This window comes from Ancylobacter tetraedralis, assembly GCF_014195655.1.
Classification (GTDB): domain Bacteria; phylum Pseudomonadota; class Alphaproteobacteria; order Rhizobiales; family Xanthobacteraceae; genus Ancylobacter; species Ancylobacter tetraedralis.
Genome location: NZ_JACICD010000006.1, coordinates 188,139 through 209,841, shown reverse-complemented (window position 1 = coordinate 209,841; position 21,703 = coordinate 188,139). Strand labels below are relative to the sequence as shown.

At 67.2% G+C, this 21,703-nt stretch carries 19 protein-coding genes; 14 read left to right on the top strand and 5 right to left on the bottom strand.

The window, feature by feature from the left end:
* From FHS55_RS16350 to FHS55_RS16335, 4 genes are all read right to left on the bottom strand, one after another.
* The gene (locus tag FHS55_RS16350) at window positions 1-858 is read right to left on the bottom strand and encodes an ABC transporter permease (RefSeq protein ID WP_183190845.1); all 858 of its coding nucleotides are present in this window, start codon (window positions 856-858) and stop codon (window positions 1-3) included.
* The gene (locus tag FHS55_RS16345; RefSeq protein WP_210287026.1) at window positions 855-1,814 is read right to left on the bottom strand and encodes an ABC transporter permease; all 960 of its coding nucleotides are present in this window, start codon (window positions 1,812-1,814) and stop codon (window positions 855-857) included. Before FHS55_RS16345 ends, FHS55_RS16350 begins: the two co-directional genes overlap by 4 nt.
* Before the next feature lie 30 nt (window positions 1,815-1,844).
* Window positions 1,845-3,326, bottom strand: coding sequence for an ABC transporter substrate-binding protein (locus tag FHS55_RS16340; protein ID WP_183190844.1), 1,482 nt, complete (start codon window positions 3,324-3,326; stop codon window positions 1,845-1,847).
* Window positions 3,327-3,736: 410 nt separating this feature from the next.
* A complete protein-coding gene (locus tag FHS55_RS16335) occupies window positions 3,737-4,585 on the bottom strand; it encodes a helix-turn-helix domain-containing protein (RefSeq protein WP_183190843.1) in 849 nt (282 codons plus the stop codon).
* 153 nt (window positions 4,586-4,738) lie between these two features.
* Between FHS55_RS16335 and FHS55_RS16330 the strand changes: the two genes are divergently transcribed.
* The 11 genes from FHS55_RS16330 (at window position 4,739) to FHS55_RS16280 (ending at window position 17,503) form a co-directional block, all read left to right on the top strand.
* Complete coding sequence (locus FHS55_RS16330; protein WP_183190842.1) at window positions 4,739-5,995, top strand: aromatic ring-hydroxylating oxygenase subunit alpha; 1,257 nt, start codon at window positions 4,739-4,741, stop codon at window positions 5,993-5,995.
* 46 nt (window positions 5,996-6,041) lie between these two features.
* Window positions 6,042-7,580, top strand: a complete 1,539-nt coding sequence (locus tag FHS55_RS16325; RefSeq protein ID WP_183190841.1) for an aromatic amino acid lyase — start codon at window positions 6,042-6,044, stop codon at window positions 7,578-7,580.
* 677 nt (window positions 7,581-8,257) lie between these two features.
* Complete coding sequence (locus tag FHS55_RS16320; RefSeq protein ID WP_183190840.1) at window positions 8,258-9,136, top strand: ABC transporter permease; 879 nt, start codon at window positions 8,258-8,260, stop codon at window positions 9,134-9,136.
* Window positions 9,133-9,951: an ABC transporter permease subunit gene (locus tag FHS55_RS16315; RefSeq protein ID WP_183190839.1), complete on the top strand. Its 819-nt coding sequence runs from the start codon at window positions 9,133-9,135 to the stop codon at window positions 9,949-9,951. Before FHS55_RS16320 ends, FHS55_RS16315 begins: the two co-directional genes overlap by 4 nt.
* Window positions 9,952-10,030: 79 nt before the next feature.
* On the top strand, window positions 10,031-11,101 hold the full coding sequence (locus tag FHS55_RS16310; protein ID WP_183190838.1) for an ABC transporter substrate-binding protein: 1,071 nt from the start codon (window positions 10,031-10,033) through the stop codon (window positions 11,099-11,101).
* A gap of 115 nt (window positions 11,102-11,216) precedes the next feature.
* On the top strand, window positions 11,217-11,831 hold the full coding sequence (locus tag FHS55_RS16305; RefSeq protein WP_183190837.1) for a helix-turn-helix domain-containing protein: 615 nt from the start codon (window positions 11,217-11,219) through the stop codon (window positions 11,829-11,831).
* Window positions 11,821-12,915 (top strand): ABC transporter ATP-binding protein, encoded by a 1,095-nt coding sequence (locus FHS55_RS16300; RefSeq protein ID WP_183190836.1) that lies wholly within the window; start codon window positions 11,821-11,823, stop codon window positions 12,913-12,915. Before FHS55_RS16305 ends, FHS55_RS16300 begins: the two co-directional genes overlap by 11 nt.
* Before the next feature lie 144 nt (window positions 12,916-13,059).
* Window positions 13,060-14,376 carry an NAD(P)/FAD-dependent oxidoreductase gene (locus tag FHS55_RS16295; protein ID WP_183190835.1) on the top strand — a complete coding sequence of 439 codons (1,317 nt, stop codon included), beginning with the start codon at window positions 13,060-13,062 and terminating at the stop codon, window positions 14,374-14,376.
* Between the two features lie 35 nt (window positions 14,377-14,411).
* Window positions 14,412-15,842: an aldehyde dehydrogenase family protein gene (locus FHS55_RS16290; RefSeq protein WP_183190834.1), complete on the top strand. Its 1,431-nt coding sequence runs from the start codon at window positions 14,412-14,414 to the stop codon at window positions 15,840-15,842.
* A 435-nt stretch (window positions 15,843-16,277) separates the two neighbouring features.
* Window positions 16,278-17,006, top strand: coding sequence for a cytochrome c oxidase assembly protein (locus FHS55_RS16285; protein WP_183190833.1), 729 nt, complete (start codon window positions 16,278-16,280; stop codon window positions 17,004-17,006).
* On the top strand, window positions 17,003-17,503 hold the full coding sequence (locus FHS55_RS16280; protein ID WP_183190832.1) for a CopD family protein: 501 nt from the start codon (window positions 17,003-17,005) through the stop codon (window positions 17,501-17,503). Before FHS55_RS16285 ends, FHS55_RS16280 begins: the two co-directional genes overlap by 4 nt.
* On the opposite strand, the gene FHS55_RS16275 is transcribed toward FHS55_RS16280, so the two are convergent.
* Window positions 17,467-17,982, bottom strand: coding sequence for a DUF2231 domain-containing protein (locus tag FHS55_RS16275; protein ID WP_183190831.1), 516 nt, complete (start codon window positions 17,980-17,982; stop codon window positions 17,467-17,469). The genes FHS55_RS16280 and FHS55_RS16275 overlap by 37 nt on opposite strands.
* Before the next feature lie 81 nt (window positions 17,983-18,063).
* Between FHS55_RS16275 and coxB the strand changes: the two genes are divergently transcribed.
* Genes coxB through FHS55_RS16260 form a run of 3 tightly spaced genes read left to right on the top strand, consistent with a single transcriptional unit; the run spans window position 18,064 to window position 21,697 of the window.
* The gene (gene coxB / locus FHS55_RS16270) at window positions 18,064-18,741 is read left to right on the top strand and encodes a cytochrome c oxidase subunit II (RefSeq protein WP_183190830.1); all 678 of its coding nucleotides are present in this window, start codon (window positions 18,064-18,066) and stop codon (window positions 18,739-18,741) included.
* The gene (ctaD, locus tag FHS55_RS16265; RefSeq protein ID WP_183190829.1) at window positions 18,738-21,302 is read left to right on the top strand and encodes a cytochrome c oxidase subunit I; all 2,565 of its coding nucleotides are present in this window, start codon (window positions 18,738-18,740) and stop codon (window positions 21,300-21,302) included. Before coxB ends, ctaD begins: the two co-directional genes overlap by 4 nt.
* A complete protein-coding gene (locus tag FHS55_RS16260; protein ID WP_210287025.1) occupies window positions 21,299-21,697 on the top strand; it encodes a hypothetical protein in 399 nt (132 codons plus the stop codon). The genes ctaD and FHS55_RS16260 overlap by 4 nt, the downstream gene beginning before the upstream one ends.
* Window positions 21,698-21,703 lie beyond the last annotated feature (6 nt).

Sequence of the window (21,703 nt, the reverse complement as noted above, 5' to 3'; positions counted from 1 at the left end):
TCAACGTCCCTCTCGATCGAGCCGGGGATCGACCGCGTCGCGCAAGGCTTCGCCGAAAAGGGTGAAGCCCAGCGTCGCGATGGCGAGAGCCGCGCTGGCGACGATGACCGGAACCCTGGAATCCGACAGGTAGGCATAGCCGTCATAGATCAGCGTGCCCCAGCTCGCGAGCGGCGGCCGCACACCCAGGCCGATGAAGGACAGACCGGCCTCAATGGTGATGACGACCGGAATATCGATGCTGGCGAGCACCACGAGCGGGCCGGCAATGTTCGGCAGGATATGCGACAGCGCGATACGCACGGGTGAGGCGCCGATGAGCCGTTCCGCCTCGACGAACGGGGCGTGGCGCAGGGTGAGCATCTGCGCGCGGGCAACCCGCCCGAAATGCGGCATCAGCGTCACCGCCACGATCGCCGTGACCAGTGCGGTCGACGGGCCGAACACGGCGACCACGGCAAGCGCCAGCACGAGGCTGGGAAAGGACGAGATGATGTCGAAGACGATCAGCAGCAGGCGCTCCCCGCGCGCGTTCAGCGATGCGGCGAGCATGCCGAGCAGTGTTCCCACCACCAGCGCCGAGCCGATGGCAAACAGCGCCACCATCATCGCGACGCGCGCCCCGTAGACGAGGCGGCTGTAAAGGTCTCGCCCGAGATTGTCGGTGCCGAGCCAGTGCGCCGCGGAAGGGCCGGAGAAGCGATTGAGGATGTCCAGCGCATCGGGGTCGTGCGTGACAACCAGAGGCGCGAAGATCGCCGACCCGACGACGAGCACGATGATGATCGTGCCGACGATGCCGCCGGGACCGGACAGAATGCGGGCGATGGTCGCCCTTGTGGCGGCAAAGGCTGTCATCGGGATCCCTGACGGCGAATGCGCGGGTCGATGGCCGCATAGCTGAGATCGACCAGCAGGTTCGTCAGCACGAAGATGAGAACGACCACCAGCACGGTGCCCTGCAGAACGGGGAAGTTGCGCGTCGAGATCGCATCGAACATCAGCCGGCCCAGACCGGGCCGGGAGAACACGATCTCGACCAGGACCGCGCCGCCGAGCAGGCGCCCAACCCCCATGCCGAGCACCGCGAGGGTGGGAATGCAGGCGTTCTTGAGCGCGTATTTGTAGGTGATGAGACGGTTGGAAAGTCCGTAGGCTCGCGATAGCCGGATGAAGTTCTCCCCCATCGTCTCCAGCATGGAACTGCGGACCAGCCGGGCGATGAACCCGATCCAGCCGACGCTGAGCGCGATCGTCGGCAGGATCAGGCGCTGGGCCTGGTCGAACCAGTTTCCCGCCTCGCCCGCTCCCATGACCGGAAGCCAGTCCAGCCAGATCGCGAAGATGAGCAGAAGAAAGATCGCTATCACGAAGGACGGGATGGCGATGAACGCCACGCTGACGAAGGCAAGCAGGTGGTCGAGCAGCGAGCCGCGATGCGTGGCGGCATAGCACCCGAGCGGAACGCCGAAGGCGACGGCAAGGCCGATGGAGCTGAAGGTGAGGATGAACGTATAGGGCAGCACATTGGCAATGATCCGCGTGACGGGCTGCCCCGACAGAACGTCGGTCCCGAGGTTTCCGACGAACACGTTCCCCATGAAGCTGAACAGCCGGCGATACCACGGCTGGTCCAGCCCCATCTCCTGAATGAAACGCTGCACATATTCGGGCGTCGCCGCGGGCCCCAGCAGGGCGGTGGCGGGATCGCCGGGTACCAGCGCCGAGAGTGCGAAGAGCAGGATCATCGCACCCAGGACAATCAGGAACGTCGTCGCCAATCGACTGGCAACGTACCGGAGCGTTTCGCGCATGCGGCAGCAACTCCCCTTCGGACTGCTGTGTCAGGCCGGGGTGAATTTATCGAGCTGCCAGTCGATCGCCCCCGGCAGGAATGCCGGCTTCACGTTGGTGCGACGCACGACATAGGCGACATCGTTGGTCAGCCAGACGAACGCGGCCGACTTGTCCATTTCCTGCTGGGCCTTGATGGCGATCTCGGCGCGCTTGGCGGGGTCGAGTTCGCGGATCGCCTGCTGGGCGAGCTGGTCATATTCCGGGCTGGCGAAGCGCTGCCAGTTCCACAGGCCGATCTGGCTGGAGGTGAACCATTGCATCAGGAAGCTGGGATCGAGCTTTCCGTTGAAGCGCATCAGGAACATGTCGATGTTCTTGCCGGCTTCGCCCTTTCCGGCGTCCCAGTACGTGCCGCCCTCCTGGACATCGACTTCGGCGCTGATGCCCACTTCCTGCAGCAGGGCGCGGGCGACCAGAGCCATGCTCTGGTAAGCCGGCTGATTGAGAATGGTGATGCGCGTCTTGATCGAGGTCTGGCCGGCTTCAGCCAACAGGCGGCGGGCTTCCGCAACGTTGCGCTTGTAGACCGGAGCGTCCTTCCAGTACCCGAGCACGGGCGGCATCACCAGAGCGTTGAGGCGCGGCGCCTTGCCATTGAAGCCGGCAAGCAGCATCTGGTCGACGTCGAGCGCGAGCCGCACGGCCTGGCGCACGCGCATGTCGGTGAAGGGCGCCTTCTGCATGTTGATGCCCAGCCAGATATAGGCGAGGCCGGGATAGTTCTCGACGCTGAGGCCGCTCGCGCCGCGCATCGGCTCGGCGATGGAGGGGGGCAGAACAGCAAAGTCGAGCTCACCTGAGCGCAACGCGAGCTCGGTGGTCTTGGGATCCTGGATGAAGTTGACGCGGATTTCCTCGAATGCCGGCCTGGCGCCCTTATAGTCCGGGTTGCGACGCAGCACCGCGCCGCGTTGCTTCTCCACGGAAGCGACCTGATAGGGCCCCGAGCCGACCGGATGAGTGTTGTGCTCCGTCCCGCGCTCCAGAACCGCCTTCTTCGAGACGATGCAACCCGAACAGTCGCCGATTGCGACCGTCATCAGTCCGGCATTGGGAGCCGACAGCTTGATGCGACCCGTATAGGTTCCCGTGACTTCAACCTCGGTCAGCCCCGCCCAATCGGCCTTGTAGGGCGATACCTTGCCGTCGACCGGCGCTACGGCGAAACGCTCGAAGGAAAACTTGACGTCCTCGGCGGTCATCTCGCCGAAGCCGTCGGTGAACATCTGGCCGGGCTTGAGGGTGAACTCGATGAGCGTCGGATCGACCTGCTTCAGTTCGGCTGCGGCGTCGAGTTCGAGGCCGGTCCCGTCGACCTTCAGCGCCGCAAGCCTCTGGAACACCGCTCGTACGACATTCGCGTCATGTGGGCCGCCGCGGAAGGCCGGGTCCAGCGCCGTGATGTCCCGGTCGATCCGGACGGTGATGCTGCTTTTGGGCTGGGCCGAGACCGAGGAGCTTGCGCTCATGGCTATCGTGAGCGCGGCCGCCGATGCTCCGACGAACGCACGACGCGACATGAAATGGTCCATCATGTTCCCTTGAGTTCTCTGGAAAACGCGGGACTTTGCCCGTCTTTGAAAGAGATCCTTTCGCAGAATGCCGGGGGCGTAAAGTCAGGCGCTGAAATTTGTATAGACAAAAAATAGAGTGCGCCGCAAAGGCGATACAACGATAATATCCGGGTCTGAAAAGTTCGCGGAGTATATTATCGTTCATATTGTAAACGATCCTGTGCCGATCGAACCGGCTTGTCGCGATCCCTGACCGCGGCGGGCGCCTCGATGTCGCGCCGGATTCCTCTGCGCGCGCACGCCACGGTGCCCTCTCCATTCCATGGGGGCGAGCGAGGCGGCCCTCACCGGCGGCGGAGCGCGCGCTAGGTGAGTTCGCTGAGAATGTCCGCGAGAGTATCCGTCACCTGATTGGGCTGCACCACGGCTAGCTTGATCAACTCATCGAACCGCCGGCTGAAAAGCCGGATATGTTCGATGCTGTTGAGCAGAAGGAAGCTGGTGCCCAGGAACAGGGCCACGCGCTGGGGCCCGAATACCGTGAAGGGGTTGGAGTAAGTCTCCGTAAGAGTGTACAAATATATGCGGAGACTTGGATAAAGTTCCGAATAAAGCTGTGCGAAATGCTCAAGCTGCCGGCGGCGCACGGACCTGCTGAGGCCTTCCCACTTGCCTTCCCCCTTGGCCATCATGGTGATGGCCTGGACGGACGTGCAGACTTCAAGCTCGCTCTCGGGTCGGCGCATCAGGGCGAGGCGCGTCTCCACGATATCGAGCGAGCCCACGATCTTGTTGAAGGCCGATCCCTGATATTCGAAGCGAAGGACGTCCTCGGTCTTCAGGAAATCGGGAAAGCTCTCGGGCACGGTACGCACACGATAACCCTCCGCCTCGCGCAGCCATTCCACGAACCGCTCATCGATAGGGGAGCGCGTGTGGGCCTGAATCTGCATGACCGAGTCGATGATCTGCGTGCCGACCTCCTCATGGGTGGTCAGGCCGAGCAGCCAATCGACCGAGACGTGACAGGCGCTGGCGAGCGCGACGAGCGTGTCCGCGCGCGGCATTCGCGCGCCGTCCGCCGAGAGAAGCTGTGACAGCGTCGAGCGGTCGATCGTCGTCATGCGGGCAAAGGCGGCCTGATTGAGTCCCGAGCGGTCGATCAGGGATTGCAGGCGTCGGCGAAAGGTGGCTGCAGAATCGATCGCGTTCACTTTCGCACCTGCTGCATCAATCAGTTTACGATTTTTACTATTCAAATCAAATGACAACCAGATACCGCCAATGTCAACAAATATAACATCCGCATCCTTGGCCTGTAATATTCCCCGGGCGTATCACCGGATCAAACCGGGGAAATACAGGCGATGGATGGCGATCTGTTTGAAGTAGCAGGGTCTCGCGCGAGTGCTCGGGAGAGGATGGCGCAACTATTGCGCGTGCGGTCCCCGCACACCTCGCTGCCGAGGTCTTTCTATACCGACCCCGAATTCTTCCGGCTGGACATGCAGGCCGTCTTTGAAGCGCGCTGGATCTTCGCTGGCCTTTCCTGCCAGATTCGCGAGCCCGGTGATTTCTTCTGCTTCGAGATCGGCGAGACCTCCGTCATCGTCTGCCGCGATCGCGAGCGGCACGTACGCGCCTTCTTCAATACATGCCGCCATCGCGGTTCGATTGTCGTCGACCAGCCGTGCGGGCACAAATCGTCTTTTGTCTGCCCCTATCATCACTGGACCTATGATCTGGGCGGGCGGCTTGTGCGTGCGCCGAACCTCGACCCCGCTGCCGACAAGTCCCAGCTTGGCCTGCGCCCCGTCCACATTCGCGACATTGCCGGGCTGATCTATGTCTGCCTCGCGGACGAGGCGCCCGATATCGAGCCGCTCGCCGCGGTGCTTGCACCCGCGGCGGCGCCGCACGCGCTGGCCAATGGCAAGGTCGTGCATTCGGTGACCCTGCATGAGCGGGGCAACTGGAAGCTTGTCATGGAGAACGCCCGTGAATGCGACCATTGCCAGGCCGGCCACCCTGAACTGATGAACACATTGTTGATTTTCGACTTTGCCGATCCCTGGAGCGATCCGTACATCGCGTCGTTCTGGCAGCGCTGCGAAGCCGCCGGCCTGCCGAGCGTTACCCGGGACGGAGCCGATTTTCGCGTCGGCCGCATGCCCTTCAAAGAGGGAAATCTCTCGATCACGATGGATGGGCAGCCGGCTGTCGCCAGGCGCCTTGGCGACAGGCCGGACCCGGATATCGGCTCGCTGCGCTTCACCCATTATCCCAGCATGTTCGGCCATATCCACGCCGACTACGCCATCGTTGTGCAGATGCTGCCGAAATCGGCCGAGGAGACGACCGTTACCTGCCATTGGGTCGTTCATTCCGAGGCGGTCGAAGGCGTGGACTACGATCTGGAACGGCTCGTCCAGGTCTGGCGCGAGACCAACGAACAGGACCGACGGCTTGTCGAGCGCAATCAGCGCGGCGTCCGCTCCGTCGGCTATCGCCCCGGCCCCTATGCCGAGGCCTCTGAGCACGGCGTATGGACCTTCGTGGAATGGTATGCCCGCACGATGCAGGAATTCGCCGGCCCGGCCGCCTGTCCCGCCGCCGCCCAATAGCGCCGCAAGCCCCCCTGCCGCTTCGATTGCTGAAAAGGAAATGCGCGTGAGTCTCATTCAACTGGGTTCGACGACCGTCAGTCTCGGCGCCATCCTGTCGCTTGTCGAACAGGGGAGCCAGATCGCGCTCGATCCCGCCGCTGTCGCGCGCGTGGCGGCCGCGCGTGCGGTGGTGGATCGCTATGCGAGCGGCGACGAGCCGATCTACGGGCTCAACACCGGCCTCGGCGGGAATGTCGGCTACCGGATTCCGCCGGAGGAGATCGAGGCTTTCCAGGTCAAGATGGTTCGCGGGCGCTGCATCGGCGTCGGCGAGGCGTTCCCGGAGCGGGCGGGCAGGGCGATGCTGTTGTGCCGTATCATCGGCATGGCGCAGGGTGGTTCGGGCATCACGCCCGCGGTGCTCGACCTCATGGTCTCCATGTTCAACGCGGGTATCACCCCCGTGGTGCCGGGACGAGGCTCCATCGGCGGTGGGGATCTGGGTCTGTGTGCCCATATCGGCGCGACGCTGATCGGACGTGGCGAGGTCTACGTGCAGGGGAGACGCCAGCCTGCCGGCGAGGCGCTTCGCGCCGCTGGCCTGGCGCCGGCGCGGCTCGGCCCCAAGGATGGGCTGGCCATCCTCAACGCGAGCGCCGTCTCGTGCGGGTATGCCTCGCTCGTGCTGGCGGAGCTTTCCGACGTGCTGGTCGCGTCCATGGCGGTTGCGGCGCTCGCGGGGGAGGGCTATGCCGCCAATCCCCGGATTTTCGACGCCCGCCTCGCGGCAGCCCGTCCGGCGCGGGGACAGGAGACGGCGGCGCGCGCCTTCCGTGCCGCCCTCAGCGGCAGCTATCTCCATGACGAGGGTGCGGCGCGCTCGATCCAGGATGCGCTGTGCTTCCGTGTGCTGTCGCAAATATACGGCCCGGCTCTCGCGAGCTTCGAAACGGCAGTCGGCAGTGTCCGGACGGAGGTCAACGGCGCCGCCGACAACCCGCTGGTCATGGCTGACGACGACCTGATTCGGTCGACGGCGAATTTCCACACGCCCGACATCGCGCTCAGCTTCGACACGATGGCGATCGCCAATACGCAACTCGCCACCGCCTCGGCCTATCGCACCATCAAGATGATGAACGCGCAATTGTCGGGCCTGCCCAAATACCTGTCCCCGCTCGGGGGGGCCTCGAACGGTTACAACTCCATGCAGAAGACGGTATCCGCCCTGCAGGGGGAAGTGCGCCTGAAAGCCTTCCCGGCCAGTACGGATTCGATCCCGGTATCGGAATCCGTCGAGGATCATGCGCCGCAGACGCCGCTGGCCATCCGAAAGCTCGAGGAGCAGATCCTGCCGCTGCGGCTGATCTTCGCGATCGAGGCGCTCGTCGCCACCCAGGCCGTGGATCTGCGCGGCGCGCCGCGTCTCGCCCCGACGACCGGCGCCCTCTACGAGGCGATCCGCGCCGAAATTCCGATGCTGGAGGACGATCGGGAGAATGGTCCCGACGCCGACCGTGTCGCCGCGATCCTGCACGACGCCCCCCTGCTGCGGACCCTGCGCGCTGGACTGGCGGACGAGACACTGTTCTCTCTGGGCTGAAGCGAGGGGCCGGCTGTCGAGGTCACCTTCATCCATGTCGGTGGACCGCGCGGCCTCCTGTCCCGGGTTTCAACCGACGCGAGCCGAACGGGCGCGGGCGTAGTGGCGTCCCTGGCTCTTCGGCCCGACCCGCGCCCCTTCCTGTGCGGCGATACTCGCCTGCACGGCCATCGGCGCCGCCCGGCTGTTTCGGGCCTCCCGCTCCGCCCTGTCCCCAACCCGCTCGCCGATCATTCCGGGCGGGTTGGCGCCGGACGCGCGCGGGGGCCTCGTCCGGCCGGCGCTCCGATCGCGTAGCGGCATGCTTGCTCGCCCGGTCGGGGGGACGGCCGATTTGACATTCGCCCATGGTGAAAAAGGCGATGCGTGGACGGCGCAAGAGCCATCTTCCGAGGCGGGGCGATCTGTGAAAATGCTCGTGGCATTTTCATGAAGAAAGGCGCTCTCATTTCGCTGGATCCTGGACCTAGGGCCTCGCCATGGACGCCGACCCTGCCCGCTTAGATGCATGCGCGGCGCAGGCGTCGCCTTTGCGTGAACCCTGCGCGCGATGTCGTCACCCATGGTCCGCCCATTTCCCGCCGGTTCGGGGGGCGCTCAGCCGGCCGTGTAGATCGCGCTTGACACATTCATAAAAATGAAAAAATCTTCGCCTGTTTCACTCTGATGGGGCGGTGATGGCCGATCTCGGCACTTCTGGACAGCCCCAACGACCCGGTTCGGCCTTCCGCGCGGCGCTGATGCTGCCGGGATCGGTCGTCACGCTCGGGTTGATCCTGTTCGCGCTCGGCCTTCTCGCCATCCTCGCGTTCCGCTTCAATGACGGGTCCTTGTTCGGGGCCGGTTTCACGCTCGGCAATTTCAGCATCCTCGCCACCGAGCCGCTCTATGGACGGGTCATCCTGCGCTCGCTGACGATTGCCGGTCTCGTGACGGCTGCGACGGTCGTCACCGCCTATCCCGTGGCGTACTACCTGTCCTTCCATGCGCGGTCGCGGGCGCTGATCCTGTTTCTCGTCACGCTGCCGTTCTGGACCAGCTACCTGCTGCGGGTCTTCGCCTGGAAGATCGTGCTGGCCTATAATGGGGTGCTCAATTCCGGCCTCATCGCCGCCGGCCTCTGGAGCGAGCCGTCGACCGCGCTGCTGAACACGCCGGCCGCCGTGGTGCTGACGCTGGCGCATGCCTACGCGCCCTTCGCCATCCTGCCGATCCTCGTGTCGCTGGATGCCATTCCCCGCTCGCTGGCCGAGGCGGCGGCCGATCTCGGGGCGACCCCGTTCACCGTGTTCCGGCGGGTGATCCTGCCCAACTCGATGCCGGGCGTGCTGGCGGGCGCGGTGGTCGTGTTCGTGCCGACGGTCGGCGACTATGTCACCCCCGCGCTGGTCGGCGGGCCGAGCAGCACGATGATCGGCAGCCTGATCCAGGCGCAGTTCGGCAAGGCGCAGGACTGGCCGTTCGGCGCGGCGCTCGCCCTTGTCGTCATGCTGGTGATCCTCGCCGTGATCCTCCTCGTCCGCCAGGGCGACCGCCGTTTCGGGAGCCGTCTGTGAATCTCGCCGCTCCCGCTCCCTCGGCGCCCGGCCGGCCGCGCTGGCTCGGCGTCTACATCGTGGCCTATCTCGTCTTCCTCTATCTGCCGATCGTGCTGATCCCGCTGTTCTCCTTCAACGATTCCGTGCAGGCGGCGTTTCCGCTGAAGGGTTTCACGCTGGACTGGTATCGCGGTCTCGCCGGCAATGAGGCGCTGAAGGCGGCGCTGATGACCAGCCTCGGCATCGGGGTCTGCGCGGCGTTTCTCGCCACGCTTTGCGGAATGACCATCGCCTATGCCGAACTTACCCTGCGCTCGCGGCTGTCCCGGCTGATCGCGGGCCTCGCGCGCATGCCGATCCTCATTCCCGGCGTGGTGGTGGGCATTTCCTTGCTCATCGCGGTCAATCTCATCGGGCTGGGCCCCTCCCGGCTGGCGATCGTGCTGGGCCATGTGCTGGTGGCGCTGCCGACCACGGTCATCCTCATTCGCGGCAGCCTCAAAGCCGTGCCGCGCAGCATCCCCGAGGCGGCGCAGGACCTGGGCGCCAGCGATGCCATCGTGTTCCGACGCGTCATGCTGCCGCTGGCGCTGCCCGCCGCCATCTCCGCCTTCATGCTGGCCTTCCTGACCAGCTTCGACGAGTTCATCGTCGCCTTCTTCCTCGCGGGCACGCAGCCGACCCTGCCGCTCTACATCTGGAGCCAGCTGCGCTTTCCCAAATCGCTGCCGACGGTCATGGCGCTTGGCACGGCGATCCTCGTCTCCTCGATCCTCATCGCCGGTGCGGCCGAACTGCTGCGCCGGCGCGGCCTGCGACGCCTGCCCTCGTGAATGCCCGCCCTCGTGAATGCCCGCGCTCCCGAATCCTTCCAGAAGAACGCCATCGAGCGTCGATCAACGGAGAACCGACATGTCCCAGAAGACGCCGAGACCGATCCTGTCCAGCCTCCTCGCCGCCGCGCTCGCCTGTGCCACGGCCCTCTCGCCGATGGCCGCCTCGGCGGGCGACAAGCTCACCTATTTCACCTGGTCCGGCTACGAACTGCCCGAGTTCGACGCCACCTATCTCAAGGCGCATGCCGACGGGGTCGACACCTCGACCTTTGGCGACGACGATGATGCCTTCACCAAGGTCAAGGCCGGCTTCCGGCCGGATCTGGCGCATCCCTGCTACGACAAGGTCGCGCGGTGGAGCCGGGAGGGGCTGATCGAGCCCATCGAGACATCGCGGATCAAGAACTGGGACAAGATCTTCCCGGTGTTCCGCGACCTGCCGGACCTGCAGGCCGGCCCGGGCACGGTGTGGATGGTGCCGTGGGACTGGGGCAACACCTCGATCCTCTACCGCACCGATCTGGTGAAGGATCCCGAGGCCAGCTGGAACCTGTTGTGGGACAAGGCCTATAGCGGGCGCCTCGCCACCATCGATGCGGTGCACGACACTCCGGTCGTCGCGGCCCTGCTGACCGGGGTCAGCCCGTTCGACATGACCCCGGCGCAGATGGACATCGTGGCCGCCAAGCTGCGCGAGCAGCGCCCGCTGCTGTCGAGCTACACCACCGACATGACCTCGGTGGAGCAGGCGCTCGCCAGCGGCCAGCTGGTGGCGGCGATGACGTGGAATGCCTCGGCGGTGGCGCTGAAGAAGCAGAACGTGCCGGTGGCGTTCATGAAGCCGAAGGAGGGCATGCTCACCTGGGCCTGCGGCTTCGTCCTGCTCAAGGGTAGTCCGCATGCCGACCTCGCCTATGACTTCATCAACAGCCGGCTGGAAGCCAGTTCCGGACAGAAGCTGATCGAGGATTACGGCTACGGCGCCTCGACCACGAGCGCCTTCGATGCCGTCCCGAAGGAGACGCTGGAGGCCCTGCAACTGCCCGCCGACCCGAATGTGGCGCTGAAGACCACCATCTTCACCGGGCCGATGAAGCAGGCCGACGATCTTGCCAAGATGTTCGAGAAGGTGAAGGCGGGCGGCTGATACTGCCGGGATACGGGACGAGACGGAGACGGGCGGCTGGTGCGGGCGGCCGGCGCGCCCGCGTCTCCCGGCGATGATGGTCGCCGGGAGACGCGCCGCAGACAGGGACGGATGGATGAGTGACGCTGCAGATGTGACGGACCGGGCCGGCCGGGACCCCGACGAGGCCGATATCCGCGTGGGGCGGCGTGTGCGGGCACTGCGGCTCGCCCGCAATCTCCCGCTTGCCGATCTCGCCGCCCGGGCCGGCATATCCATCGGCGCGCTCAGCCAGATCGAGCGCGGCATGACCTCGCTGCGGGTGCGGGTGATGTGGCCGCTGGCCGCCGCCCTCGACGTCGAGCCATCGGCCCTGATCGTGGCCGATGACGAGGCGGAGAACGATCTCTACTGCGTGCGCGCGGGCAGGCGGCGCCCGCTGCCCGTGCAGTCGGAAGGCATCGCCAAGGATCTTCTGTCGCCCCCCGGTGCGGTGCTCACCGGGATGATGGTGGTCGTCGAACCGGGCGGGGGAACCGATGCCTATTCCCATTCCGGCCACGAATTCGGTTTCGTTGCCGAAGGAGAGATCGAGTTGACGGTGGATGCCACGCGCTACGTGCTGAAGGCCGGCGACAGTTTCGCCTTCAAGAGCACGCTGCTGCACGCGTTCCGCAACACCCGGCCCGAGCGTTGCAGCATCGTGTGGGTGAACAGCCAGAAGGCGAAGGAGCCGCGCGATGGCGAATGAGGCACTGCTGCGGCTGGAGCGGGTGAGCAAGCGCTTTGACGGCGGGGTCGTCGGCATGGACGATATCAGCCTCGACATCGCCGAGGGTGAATTCCTCAGCCTGCTCGGCCCGTCCGGCTGCGGCAAGACCACCACGCTGCGGGTGATCGCCGGTTTCGACACGCCCACTGCCGGCCGCCTGCGGATCGACGGCCGCGACATCACCGCGCTGCGCCCCTTCGCCCGGCCGGTCAACACCGTGTTCCAGGACTATGCGCTGTTCCCGCACATGAACGTGGCGGAGAATGTCGGCTTCGGCCTCTCGCTGCGCCCGATAGCCGGCACGGAGCGGGCGCGGCGCGTGGCGGAGGCGCTGGCCATGGTCGGCCTCTCGGACAAGGCCGGGCAACGCGTGCAGGCTCTGTCGGGCGGGCAGAGGCAGCGCGTGGCGCTGGCGCGGGCGCTGGTCTGCCAGCCGCGGCTCTTGCTGCTCGACGAGCCGCTGTCGGCGCTCGACGCCAATCTGCGCGAGCAGATGCAGCTGGAATTGAAGCGGCTGCAGCGCGAGCTTGGCACCACCTTCGTGATGGTCACGCATGACCAGACCGAGGCGCTGTCGATCTCGGACCGTATCGTGGTGATGAATCGCGGCCGCATCGAGCAGGTCGCCTCGCCGGCAACGCTTTATGACGGGCCGGCCACCCGTTTCGTCGCCAGCTTCATCGGCGCGATGAACCTGCTGCCGGCGCGGATCGGTGCGACCGGCGATGCCGGCGCCACCGTTGCCGCCGGGGGCATGACCTTCCAGGTGCCGCTGGCCGGGCGCGCCGGGGTGATGCCCCTGTCCGACATGCTCGTCGGCATTCGGCCGGAGGATGTGGTTCTGGCGCCCGGCGAGGGTCCCTCCGGCGCGGCATCCGGCATCGTGGAGGGCACCTCGTTCCAGGGGCGCAGCCTGCGCGTTCACCTGCGCCTCGCCTGCGGCCCCGCTCTCATGGCAGATGTCGCGCGCGGCGCCTTTCCCGCCTCGGTGGGGCCGGGCGACCGGCTGTCCGTCTCGGTCCGGGCCGGGGCGGCGTGCGCGCTGCTGCCGGCCGACGGCTGACCTCATCGCTGCCAACCCTCCACCAAGGGACTGCCGTGCATGAGCCGCTGCCTGCGATTATCCCTTGATCCACCGGGCGCACCATCCTGCGGGGCGGCCGACGCGCCCCGCCACCGCCGAACGTTCAGCTGGAGACCATCCGCGATGACCTTGAATGCCGGGAACCCGGCCGGCGGCGCTGCCCCTGTGCACAATGCCGACGCCGTCTATGCCCTCACCGCCGGCGCGGAACCGGCGGGCGAGAGGCTGGACGGCGACCTGCGGGTCGACGTCGCCGTGGTGGGCGGGGGCATTACCGGGCTCTCGTCCGCCTATCATCTCGCCAAGGCCGGGGTCCGCGTCGCGCTGGTGGAGGCGCACGGCTTCGGCTGGGGGGCGTCCGGCCGCAATGGCGGGCAGGTCAATCCGGGCCTGAAGCACGAGCCGGCCGAAATCGAGAGGACGTTCGGGCCCGAACTGGGCGCGCGCATGGTCGCCTTTGCCTTCACCGCGCCGGACAAGGTGTTTCAGCTGGTGAGCGAGGCCGGCATCGCCTGCGAGGCCCGGCGCACCGGCACCCTGCGGGCGGCCTTCAGCGCGGGCTCGGTGGCCTTTCTGGAGCGGGCCACGGCGGAGCTGCAGCGGCGCGGCATGCCGGTGGAGTGGCTGGACCGCGAGGCGGTGGCGCAGGCCACCGGCACCACGCGCTACACGGCGGCGGCGCTAGACCGGCGCGGCGGCGCGCTCAACCCGCTGGCCTATAGCCGGGGGCTCGCCCGCGCGGCGGCGGGCGCGGGTGCCCGCCTGTTCAGCCACACGCCGGCACTCTCGCTGGCGCGAATTTCGGATGGCTGGATGCTCGCCACCCCCACCGGGCAGATCCGCGCGGCGCGCGTCATCCTCGGCACCAATGGCTATACCGATGACCTCTGGCCGGGCCTGAAGCGCGCGGTGGTGCCGGTCTTCAGCGGCATCATCGCCTCCGAGCCGCTGGCGGAGCGGGAGGCGGCGCGCATCCTGCCGGGGCGCCATGTGCTGTACGAGCATGAATCGATCACCGTCTATTACCGGCTGGATGCGGCCAACCGGCTGCTCATGGGCGGGCGCAGCCGGCTGCAGCCGTTGCACGGCCCCGCGCCGTTTGCCGATCTCCAGCGCTATACCCGGCGGCTCTGGCCGTTCCTCGCCGATATCCGGTGGAGCCACGGCTGGAACGGCCAGCTCGGGATCACCATGGATCATTATCCCGTCATCGCCGCGCCCGCGCCGGGGCTGGTTGCCTGCATCGGCTATAATGGACGGGGCGTCGCCATGGCGACGGCGATGGGCGGCGAGCTGGCGCGCTGGGCCACCGGCACGCCCGAGCACGCTCTGGACATGCCGGTGCGCCCCTTCACGACCTATCCGTTCCACCGCTTCTGGCCAATCGGCGCGGCCATCCGTATCGGTTATGGTCGCGCGCGTAACGCGCTCGGCATTTGACCCACGCCTTCCTCGCGACAAGAAACGAGATTCGCATGACCCCCAATATGCAGAAATTCTACATTGACGGCGCCTTCGTCGACCCGATTGAGAATCGGCCGCTCGGCGTCGTCGATCCCGCGACGGAACAGGTATTCGCCACCATTTCGCTCGGCACGCAGGCCGATGTCGACCGTGCGGTGGCGGCGGCCCGCGCGGCGTTCGCGAGCTTCCAGTTCACATCCAAGGAGGAACGCCTCGCGCTTCTGGAGCGCCTGCTGGAAGTGTATGAGCGCCGCTACGAGGATGTCGCCCAGGCGATCAGCCGCGAAATGGGCTCGCCCATCGCCCGCGCCCGCGATTCGCAGGCCTATGCCGGGCTCGGCCATCTGAAGGCGACCATCGAGGCGTTCCGCCGCTTCGAGTTCGACGAGACGCGCGGCACCACTCGCGTCACCCATGAGCCGGTCGGCGTGGTCGGGCTGATCACGCCGTGGAACTGGCCGCTCAACCAGATCATGTGCAAGGTGGCGCCGGCCATCGCCGCCGGCTGCACCATGGTGCTGAAGCCGTCCGAGATCGCCCCGGTCTCCGGCATCGTCTTCGCCGAGATCCTGCATGAGGCCGGCCTGCCGAAGGGCGTGTTCAACCTCGTCAACGGTACCGGGCCGGAAGTGGGCGCCGCGCTGTCCTCGCATCCCGATATCGACATGGTGTCCTTCACCGGCTCCACCCGCGCCGGCATCGACGTGGCGCGCAATGCCGCCGCGACGGTCAAGCGCGTCGCGCAGGAACTCGGCGGCAAGTCGGCCAACATCGTGCTCCCCGATGCCGATCTCGAGGTCGCGGTGTCGCAGGGCGTGAACGCCTGTTTCGGCAATACCGGCCAGTCCTGCGACGCCCCGACCCGCATGCTGGTGCCGGCCGATCGCCACACGGAAGCGCTCGCCATCGCCCGCCGCGCCGCCGAGGCGCTGCGCGTGGGCGTCCCCACCGATGTGGAGACGCAGATCGGCCCGCTGGTCAGCGACGTGCAGTTCGCCAAGGTGCAGGGCCTGATCCAGGCCGGCATCGACGAGGGCGCGACGCTGGTGACCGGCGGCACGGGCAAGCCCGAAGGGCTGGAGACCGGCTATTACGTGAAGCCCACCGTGTTCGGCGACGTGAAGCCCGGCATGCGCATCGAGCGCGAGGAAATCTTCGGCCCGGTGCTGGCGATCCTTCCCTATGACAGCGTCGATCAGGCCATCGCGATCGCCAATGACACGCCCTATGGCCTCGCCGCCTATGTGCAGGGCACGGATATCGCCGAGGCCCGCCGCGTCGCCCGCAAGCTGCGAGCCGGCTCGGTCTATCTGAACTACCCGGACTGGGACCTGTTCGCGCCGTTCGGCGGCTACAAGCAGTCCGGCAACGGGCGCGAATATGCCGATTTCGGCCTGCACGATTTCCTTGAGATCAAGGGCATCGTCGGCTACGGCGACTGATCCAGACCGTTGCGTCAGCCGGCGGCCGCGATTGCCGCCGGCTGACATTTTCCACCCTCCGCGCGGGGCATTTTCCACCCTCCGCGTGGGGCTGAGGCAGGCCGCTCCCGAGGCGACGGAGATGGCACCCGCACGTCGCCCCCGTCGCCCCCGTCGCCCTTATCGCCCTGGGCCTGCGACAAGACTTGGCCGTTCGTCGCCAATGGCGCCCTGCCGCGCCTGTTCCCGGCACGGCGCGCAATACCTGCCCGGCAGCCACTTTTCCCGGATTCCCGATTGGTGCGGGCGCGTGCGACGGACGGCGCGCCGCGGTGACGGCCATTGCCGGAGGGGAAGGCGTCGGTGCCACGCCGGCTCGACATCTGGCGCCGCGGGGATGAAGCCGCTATCAATTCAATTGAAACATTCCAGCCAGACGCCGGCAGCGGGACGGTCATGCCAGACATTACCTCCATCGCCTATTGCGGGCCCGCCGCCGTTCCGGACGACCTTCTGGCGCGGTGGAATCTCGATCCCGTTCTGCTGGCGGGGCTCGCCGCCCTGGCCGTGGCGCTGGCCGGCGGGCGCAGCGCCCATGCGCGGGCCGGCTGGGGCGCGCTGGCGCTGATGGTTGTGATCTTCGTATCCCCGCTCTGCGCGCTGTCCTCGGCGCTGTTCTCTGCGCGGGTGCTGCACCATGTGCTGCTGATTGCCGCCGTGGCACCGCTGCTGGCGCTGGCGTTCCCGCTGCGCCGCCTGCCGTCGCCGCCGCTCTCACTGCTCGTCGGCCTGCAGGGCGTGGTGCTGTGGGTCTGGCATATGCCGATTCCCTATGAATGGGGGCTCGCCACCGTGCCGACCTATTGGCTGATGCAGATCTCGCTGCTGGGCAGCGCCTTCCTGCTGTGGCGGGCGGTTCTCGCGCCGGCGATACCGGCGGGTCCGGCGCTGGTCGCACTGGTGGGGACCGTCGCGCAGATGGGCCTTCTGGCCGCGCTCATCGTGTTCGCGCCGCGCGCGCTCTACGAGGTCCATGTCGCCAGCACGCAGGCCTGGGGGATGAGCCCGCTCGCCGACCAGCAACTGGCCGGGCTGCTCATGTGGGTGCCGGCCTCGCTGCCCTATCTGGGTGTCGGTCTGTGGCTGGCATGGTCGAGCCTGCGGCCGGCAGAGCCCGCGGCATGACCACGCTGCTCAAGTTCATCCACCTCGCCACGATCGCGATCTGGTCGGCCGGGTTGATCGTGCTGCCTTTCCTGTTCTGGCAGCGGCGCGGCCTTGAGCCCGGCCCGGAGCTGGACCGGCTGCACCGCTTCACCCGCTTCATCTATGTCGAAATCACCTCGCCGGCGGCGTTCATCGCCATCGGCACCGGGACCGCGCTCATCTTCCTGCAGACCACCTTCCTGGAGTGGTTCTCGCTGAAAATGGTGCTGGTCGGGCTCATGGCGATGCTGCATGTCGTCGCCGGTCTGGTGCTCGGGCACCTGTTCGAGCCGGGCCGGCGCTTCGGGCGCGCCGCCTTCGTGTCGCTCACGCTCTCCTATCTCGTGCTGATCACGGCCATCCTCTGGGTGGTGCTCGCCAAGCCGCCGATCGATTCCAACCAGTTCGCGACAGAACTGTTCACGCCCGGCGGGCTCGGTCACTTCTTCGCCGACACCAGAATTCCGATGCCATGATCGAACACCAGCTTGCCGCCATGCCAGCCCGCGAAGCCCGCCATCGCCGCGGCGAGCGCCGAGAGGGCGAGCCCGTGCGGCAGGACGGATTGTGGATAGTCCAGCCGCAGGCCCCAGTTCGCCCCGGACATGGCGACCAGCGTCATGGCCGCGATGGCATGCGACCAGCTGGCCTCCCGCGCGCGGATGCCCCGCACCAGCAGCAATTCGCCGGTGCCGGCAAGGCTGGCCGCAATGCCGGTCCAGAAGGTGACGCCGGCCGACCACACGCCGGCCCGCAGCCAGAAATCATCCCCCGACCACCAGTAGACGACATCGATGCCCAGGGTCGCGATGACGAAGGCCACCGGAAAATGGACCATCATCACATGGATCGGGTGGCCGACCAGCGCGACGGCCGAGCCGGTGTCGAGTTCCAGCAGTTCGAGCATGACGGGGCTCTTGCGCGGCGCGGCGCGCTTTTTCCGGTTCCTTGCCATGCCGCCCGCTCCCCTGACCCAAGGCCGATCATTCCGAGCGATCATAACCCGCGGCGCCCGCCCGTCCATGTCCGGATCCGGATGCTGATCCCCCTCGCGATGGGGGGAATGCTGGCCGGCTGCACCGGCCCGCTGTCCACGCTCGCCCCCGCCGGTCCGACGGCCGGGTCCATCGCCAGCCTGTGGTGGGTCATGCTGGCCGGTGCCACCGCGCTGTTCGCGCTGGTCATGGGGCTGTTCGCCCTGGTGATGCTGCGCCCCGACTGGGCGCGCCGGATATCGCCCGGGCGCTGGATCGTGCTGGGCGGCCTGGTCCTGCCGGCGATCGTGCTGACGCCGCTTCTCGTCTTCGCGCTGCTGACCGGCGAGCGGCTGCTCCCGCGCCTCGCGGCCGACCCGATGCGGATCGAGGCGGAGGCGCGGCAGTGGGAATGGACCTTCCGCTATCCCGCCGCCGGCGGCGCCGAAACCCGGGGCGTGCTGCATTTGCCGGCCGGCACGCCGGTGGATGTGGTCGTGACCAGCACGGATGTCATCCACGCCTTCTGGATACCCCGGCTGGCCGGCAAGATCGACGCCGTGCCCGGCCATGCCAATGTGCTGCGCATCGAGGCCGACCGGCCCGGCACCTATCAGGGCCTGTGCAACGAGTTCTGCGGCGTGGGCCATACCGGCATGCGCTTCGACGTGATCGTTCATCCGGCAGTGGAGTTCCCGGCCTCCCTCGCCGCGGCCGCCGCCGGGAAGGTGCAGCCATGAGTTCCTCACAGGATGACACCGCGACGTCCGGCGCCTCGCAGCCCGCCGCCTCGGCCGGCGCGGCGCTGAGCCTGCACCGCCAGCTCACCGAGATCTGGAAGACCGGCCCCGGATGGCAGCGGCTGGCGGCGGTGAACCATTCGGTGCTCGGCATCCGCTTCATGGTGACCGCGCTGGTCTTCTTCGGCATTGGCGGCGTGCTCGGCATGCTGACGCGCGTCCAACTGGCGACGCCGATGGCGACCTTCATGGAGCCGGGGACCTATAATCAGGTCTTCACCATGCATGGCTCGATCATGCTGTTCCTGTTCGCCATTCCGATGCTGGAGGGAATCGCGGTCTATCTCACGCCGAAAATCCTCGGCACGCGCGACTTCGCCTTTCCGCGCCTCACGGCCTATGGCTACTGGTGCTACCTGTTCGGTGGCACCATCCTCACCGTCTCGCTGCTGGCCGGCGTGGCGCCCGACAGCGGCTGGTTCATGTACACGCCGCTCTCGTCCAACGTGTACACGCCCGGCATCAATGCCGATGTCTGGCTGCTCGGGGTCACCTTCGTCGAGATATCGGCGCTGACGCTGGCGGTGGAGATCGTCGTCTCCATCCTCACCATGCGCGCGCCGGGCATGTCGCTGGACCGGATGCCGATCTTCGGCTGGTACATGCTCGTCACCGCGCTGATGATGATCCTCGCCTTCCCACCGCTGATCCTCGGCTCGATCCTGCTGGAGAGCGAGCGGGCCTTCGGCCTTCCGTTCTTCGATCCGACGCGCGGAGGCGACCCGCTCTTGTGGCAGCACCTGTTCTGGCTGTTCGGCCACCCGGACGTCTACATCATCTTCCTGCCGATGGCCGGGCTGCTCTCCACCATGATCCCGGTGCTCGCCGGCACGGTTCTGGTCGGCTACCGCGCCATCGTGGTGGCGATCATCGGCCTCGCCTTCGCCAGCTTCGGCATCTGGGTGCACCACATGTTCACGGTGGGCATTCCCCATCTGGCGCTGGCCTTCTTCTCCACCGGATCGGCGATTGTCGCGGTGCCGACGGCAGTGCAGATCTTCGCCTGGCTGGCCACGCTGGCGCAGGGCAAGCCGCGCTGGAACGTGCCGATGCTCTATGTCTTCGGCTTCTTCTCCACCTTCGTGATGGGCGGGCTCACCGGGGTGATGCTCGCCATCGTGCCGTTCGACTGGCAGGCGCACGACACCTATTTCGTCGTCGCGCATTTCCATTACGTGATCGCCGGCTCGGTCGCCTTCCCGCTGTTCGGAGCGCTGTATTACTGGCTGCCGCTGCTCACCGGGCGGGTGGCGGTCTACCGGCTGTCGGTGCCGGCCTTCTGGCTGATCTTCGTCGGCTTCAACATGACCTTCTTCCTGATGCATCTGGTCGGCCTGCTCGGCATGCCCCGGCGCATCTACACCTACCCGGACGTCGAGAGCTGGACCTGGCTCAACCTCCTCTCCTCGGTGGGCGGCTTCATCATGACCATCGGCTTCGCGCTGGCGGTGATCGACCTCCTCGCGCAGATCCGCTTCGGCCGCCGGGTGCGCCGCGATCCCTGGAAGGCGGCGACGCTGGAATGGGCGATGCCGATTCCACCCGCGCCCTATGGCTTTGCCTCGCTGCCGCATGTCGAGACCCGCGCCGACCGCCTGGCGGTGGGCGAGATCGCCCCGGCGCTGGCGCGCGGCGAGGGTTATCTCGGCTTCACCCGCCATGGCTGGCAGGAGACGCTGGGCGTGCACATGACGACCGGTGCGCCGGAACAGCTCATCGTGCTGCCGCGCGCGACCTACCTCCCGCTGTGGACGGCGCTCGCCACGGCGGCGGCCGTGCTGTCCATGCTGGCCAAGCTCTATTGGCTGACCGCCCTCATGGCGGCGGTGACGATCGCCCTGTTCGTCTTCGCCGCCCGCATGGCGGGGTTCGATCGGGATTACGGGCGGATGCCGGTCGGCCGGGGCGTGAGCCTGCCGGTGCACACGGAAGTCGTCCATCCGCCGGCCTGGTGGGCGCTGGTGTTCACGCTGGTGGCCGATGCCACGCTGTTCACCTCGCTGGTGTTCGGGCTGCTGTTTCTCTGGATCTCCGCGCCCAACTGGCCACCCAATGGGGTGCCCGATACCGATCTCGCGCTGGCGCTGGCCGCCATGGCCGCGCTCGGCATCTCGGCGCTGTTCGCCCGCGCCGCCCTGCGTGCGCTCGTCGGCAGGCGCACGCCGCGTCTGTGGATGGGGCTGGCGACCCTCGCGCTGCTGGCGGCAATCGGCCTTGCGGTGGTGCTGATCGCCGGCATCGTTCCGCACCCGAGCGCGCATGCGCTGGGCGCGACGGCGGCGGCCTTGCTGACCTTCGTGGTCGTTCACGCCGGAATCGGGCTGCTCTTCCTGCTCACCGCCACCCTGCGGCTGGCCTCCGGCCATGCCTCTCCCCGGCGCGCGATCGACCTGCGCCTGGCCCGGCTGTGGATCGACTACACCGCGATCACCGGCGCGGTGGCGATCGGCCTCGTGCTGGCGCTGCCGGCGCTGGTGACGATGCTGGGGATGCGGCCGTGACGACAGGATCTTCGCGCGAGACATATGCCGAGGGCAAAACGCCTGTGGGGGGCGAGACGGGAACCCGCCGCGCGCCGGCCCGCCAGATCCTGTGGCTGGCGCCGGGCTTCTGCCTCTGGTTCAGCGCTCTGGTGGTCGTCTACGTGCTCCATACCATGGGGTGCGCCTTCGGCTGGAGCGCCGGTACCATCCGCCTCAGCCTTGCCGCCGCGCTTGTCGCCCATATCGCGGCGATCGCGGTTCTGTGGCGCGTGCAGGCCCTGCGCGGGCCGAACCCGGCCTTCGGCCATACCGGCGTCTTCCTGCACTGGGTCATCATCGGCACGCTGGTCTCCGCGCTGGCGAAGATCGTGCTTACCCTCGGGCCGACGCTGTTCCTGAGCGCGTGCACCTGAAGGCGC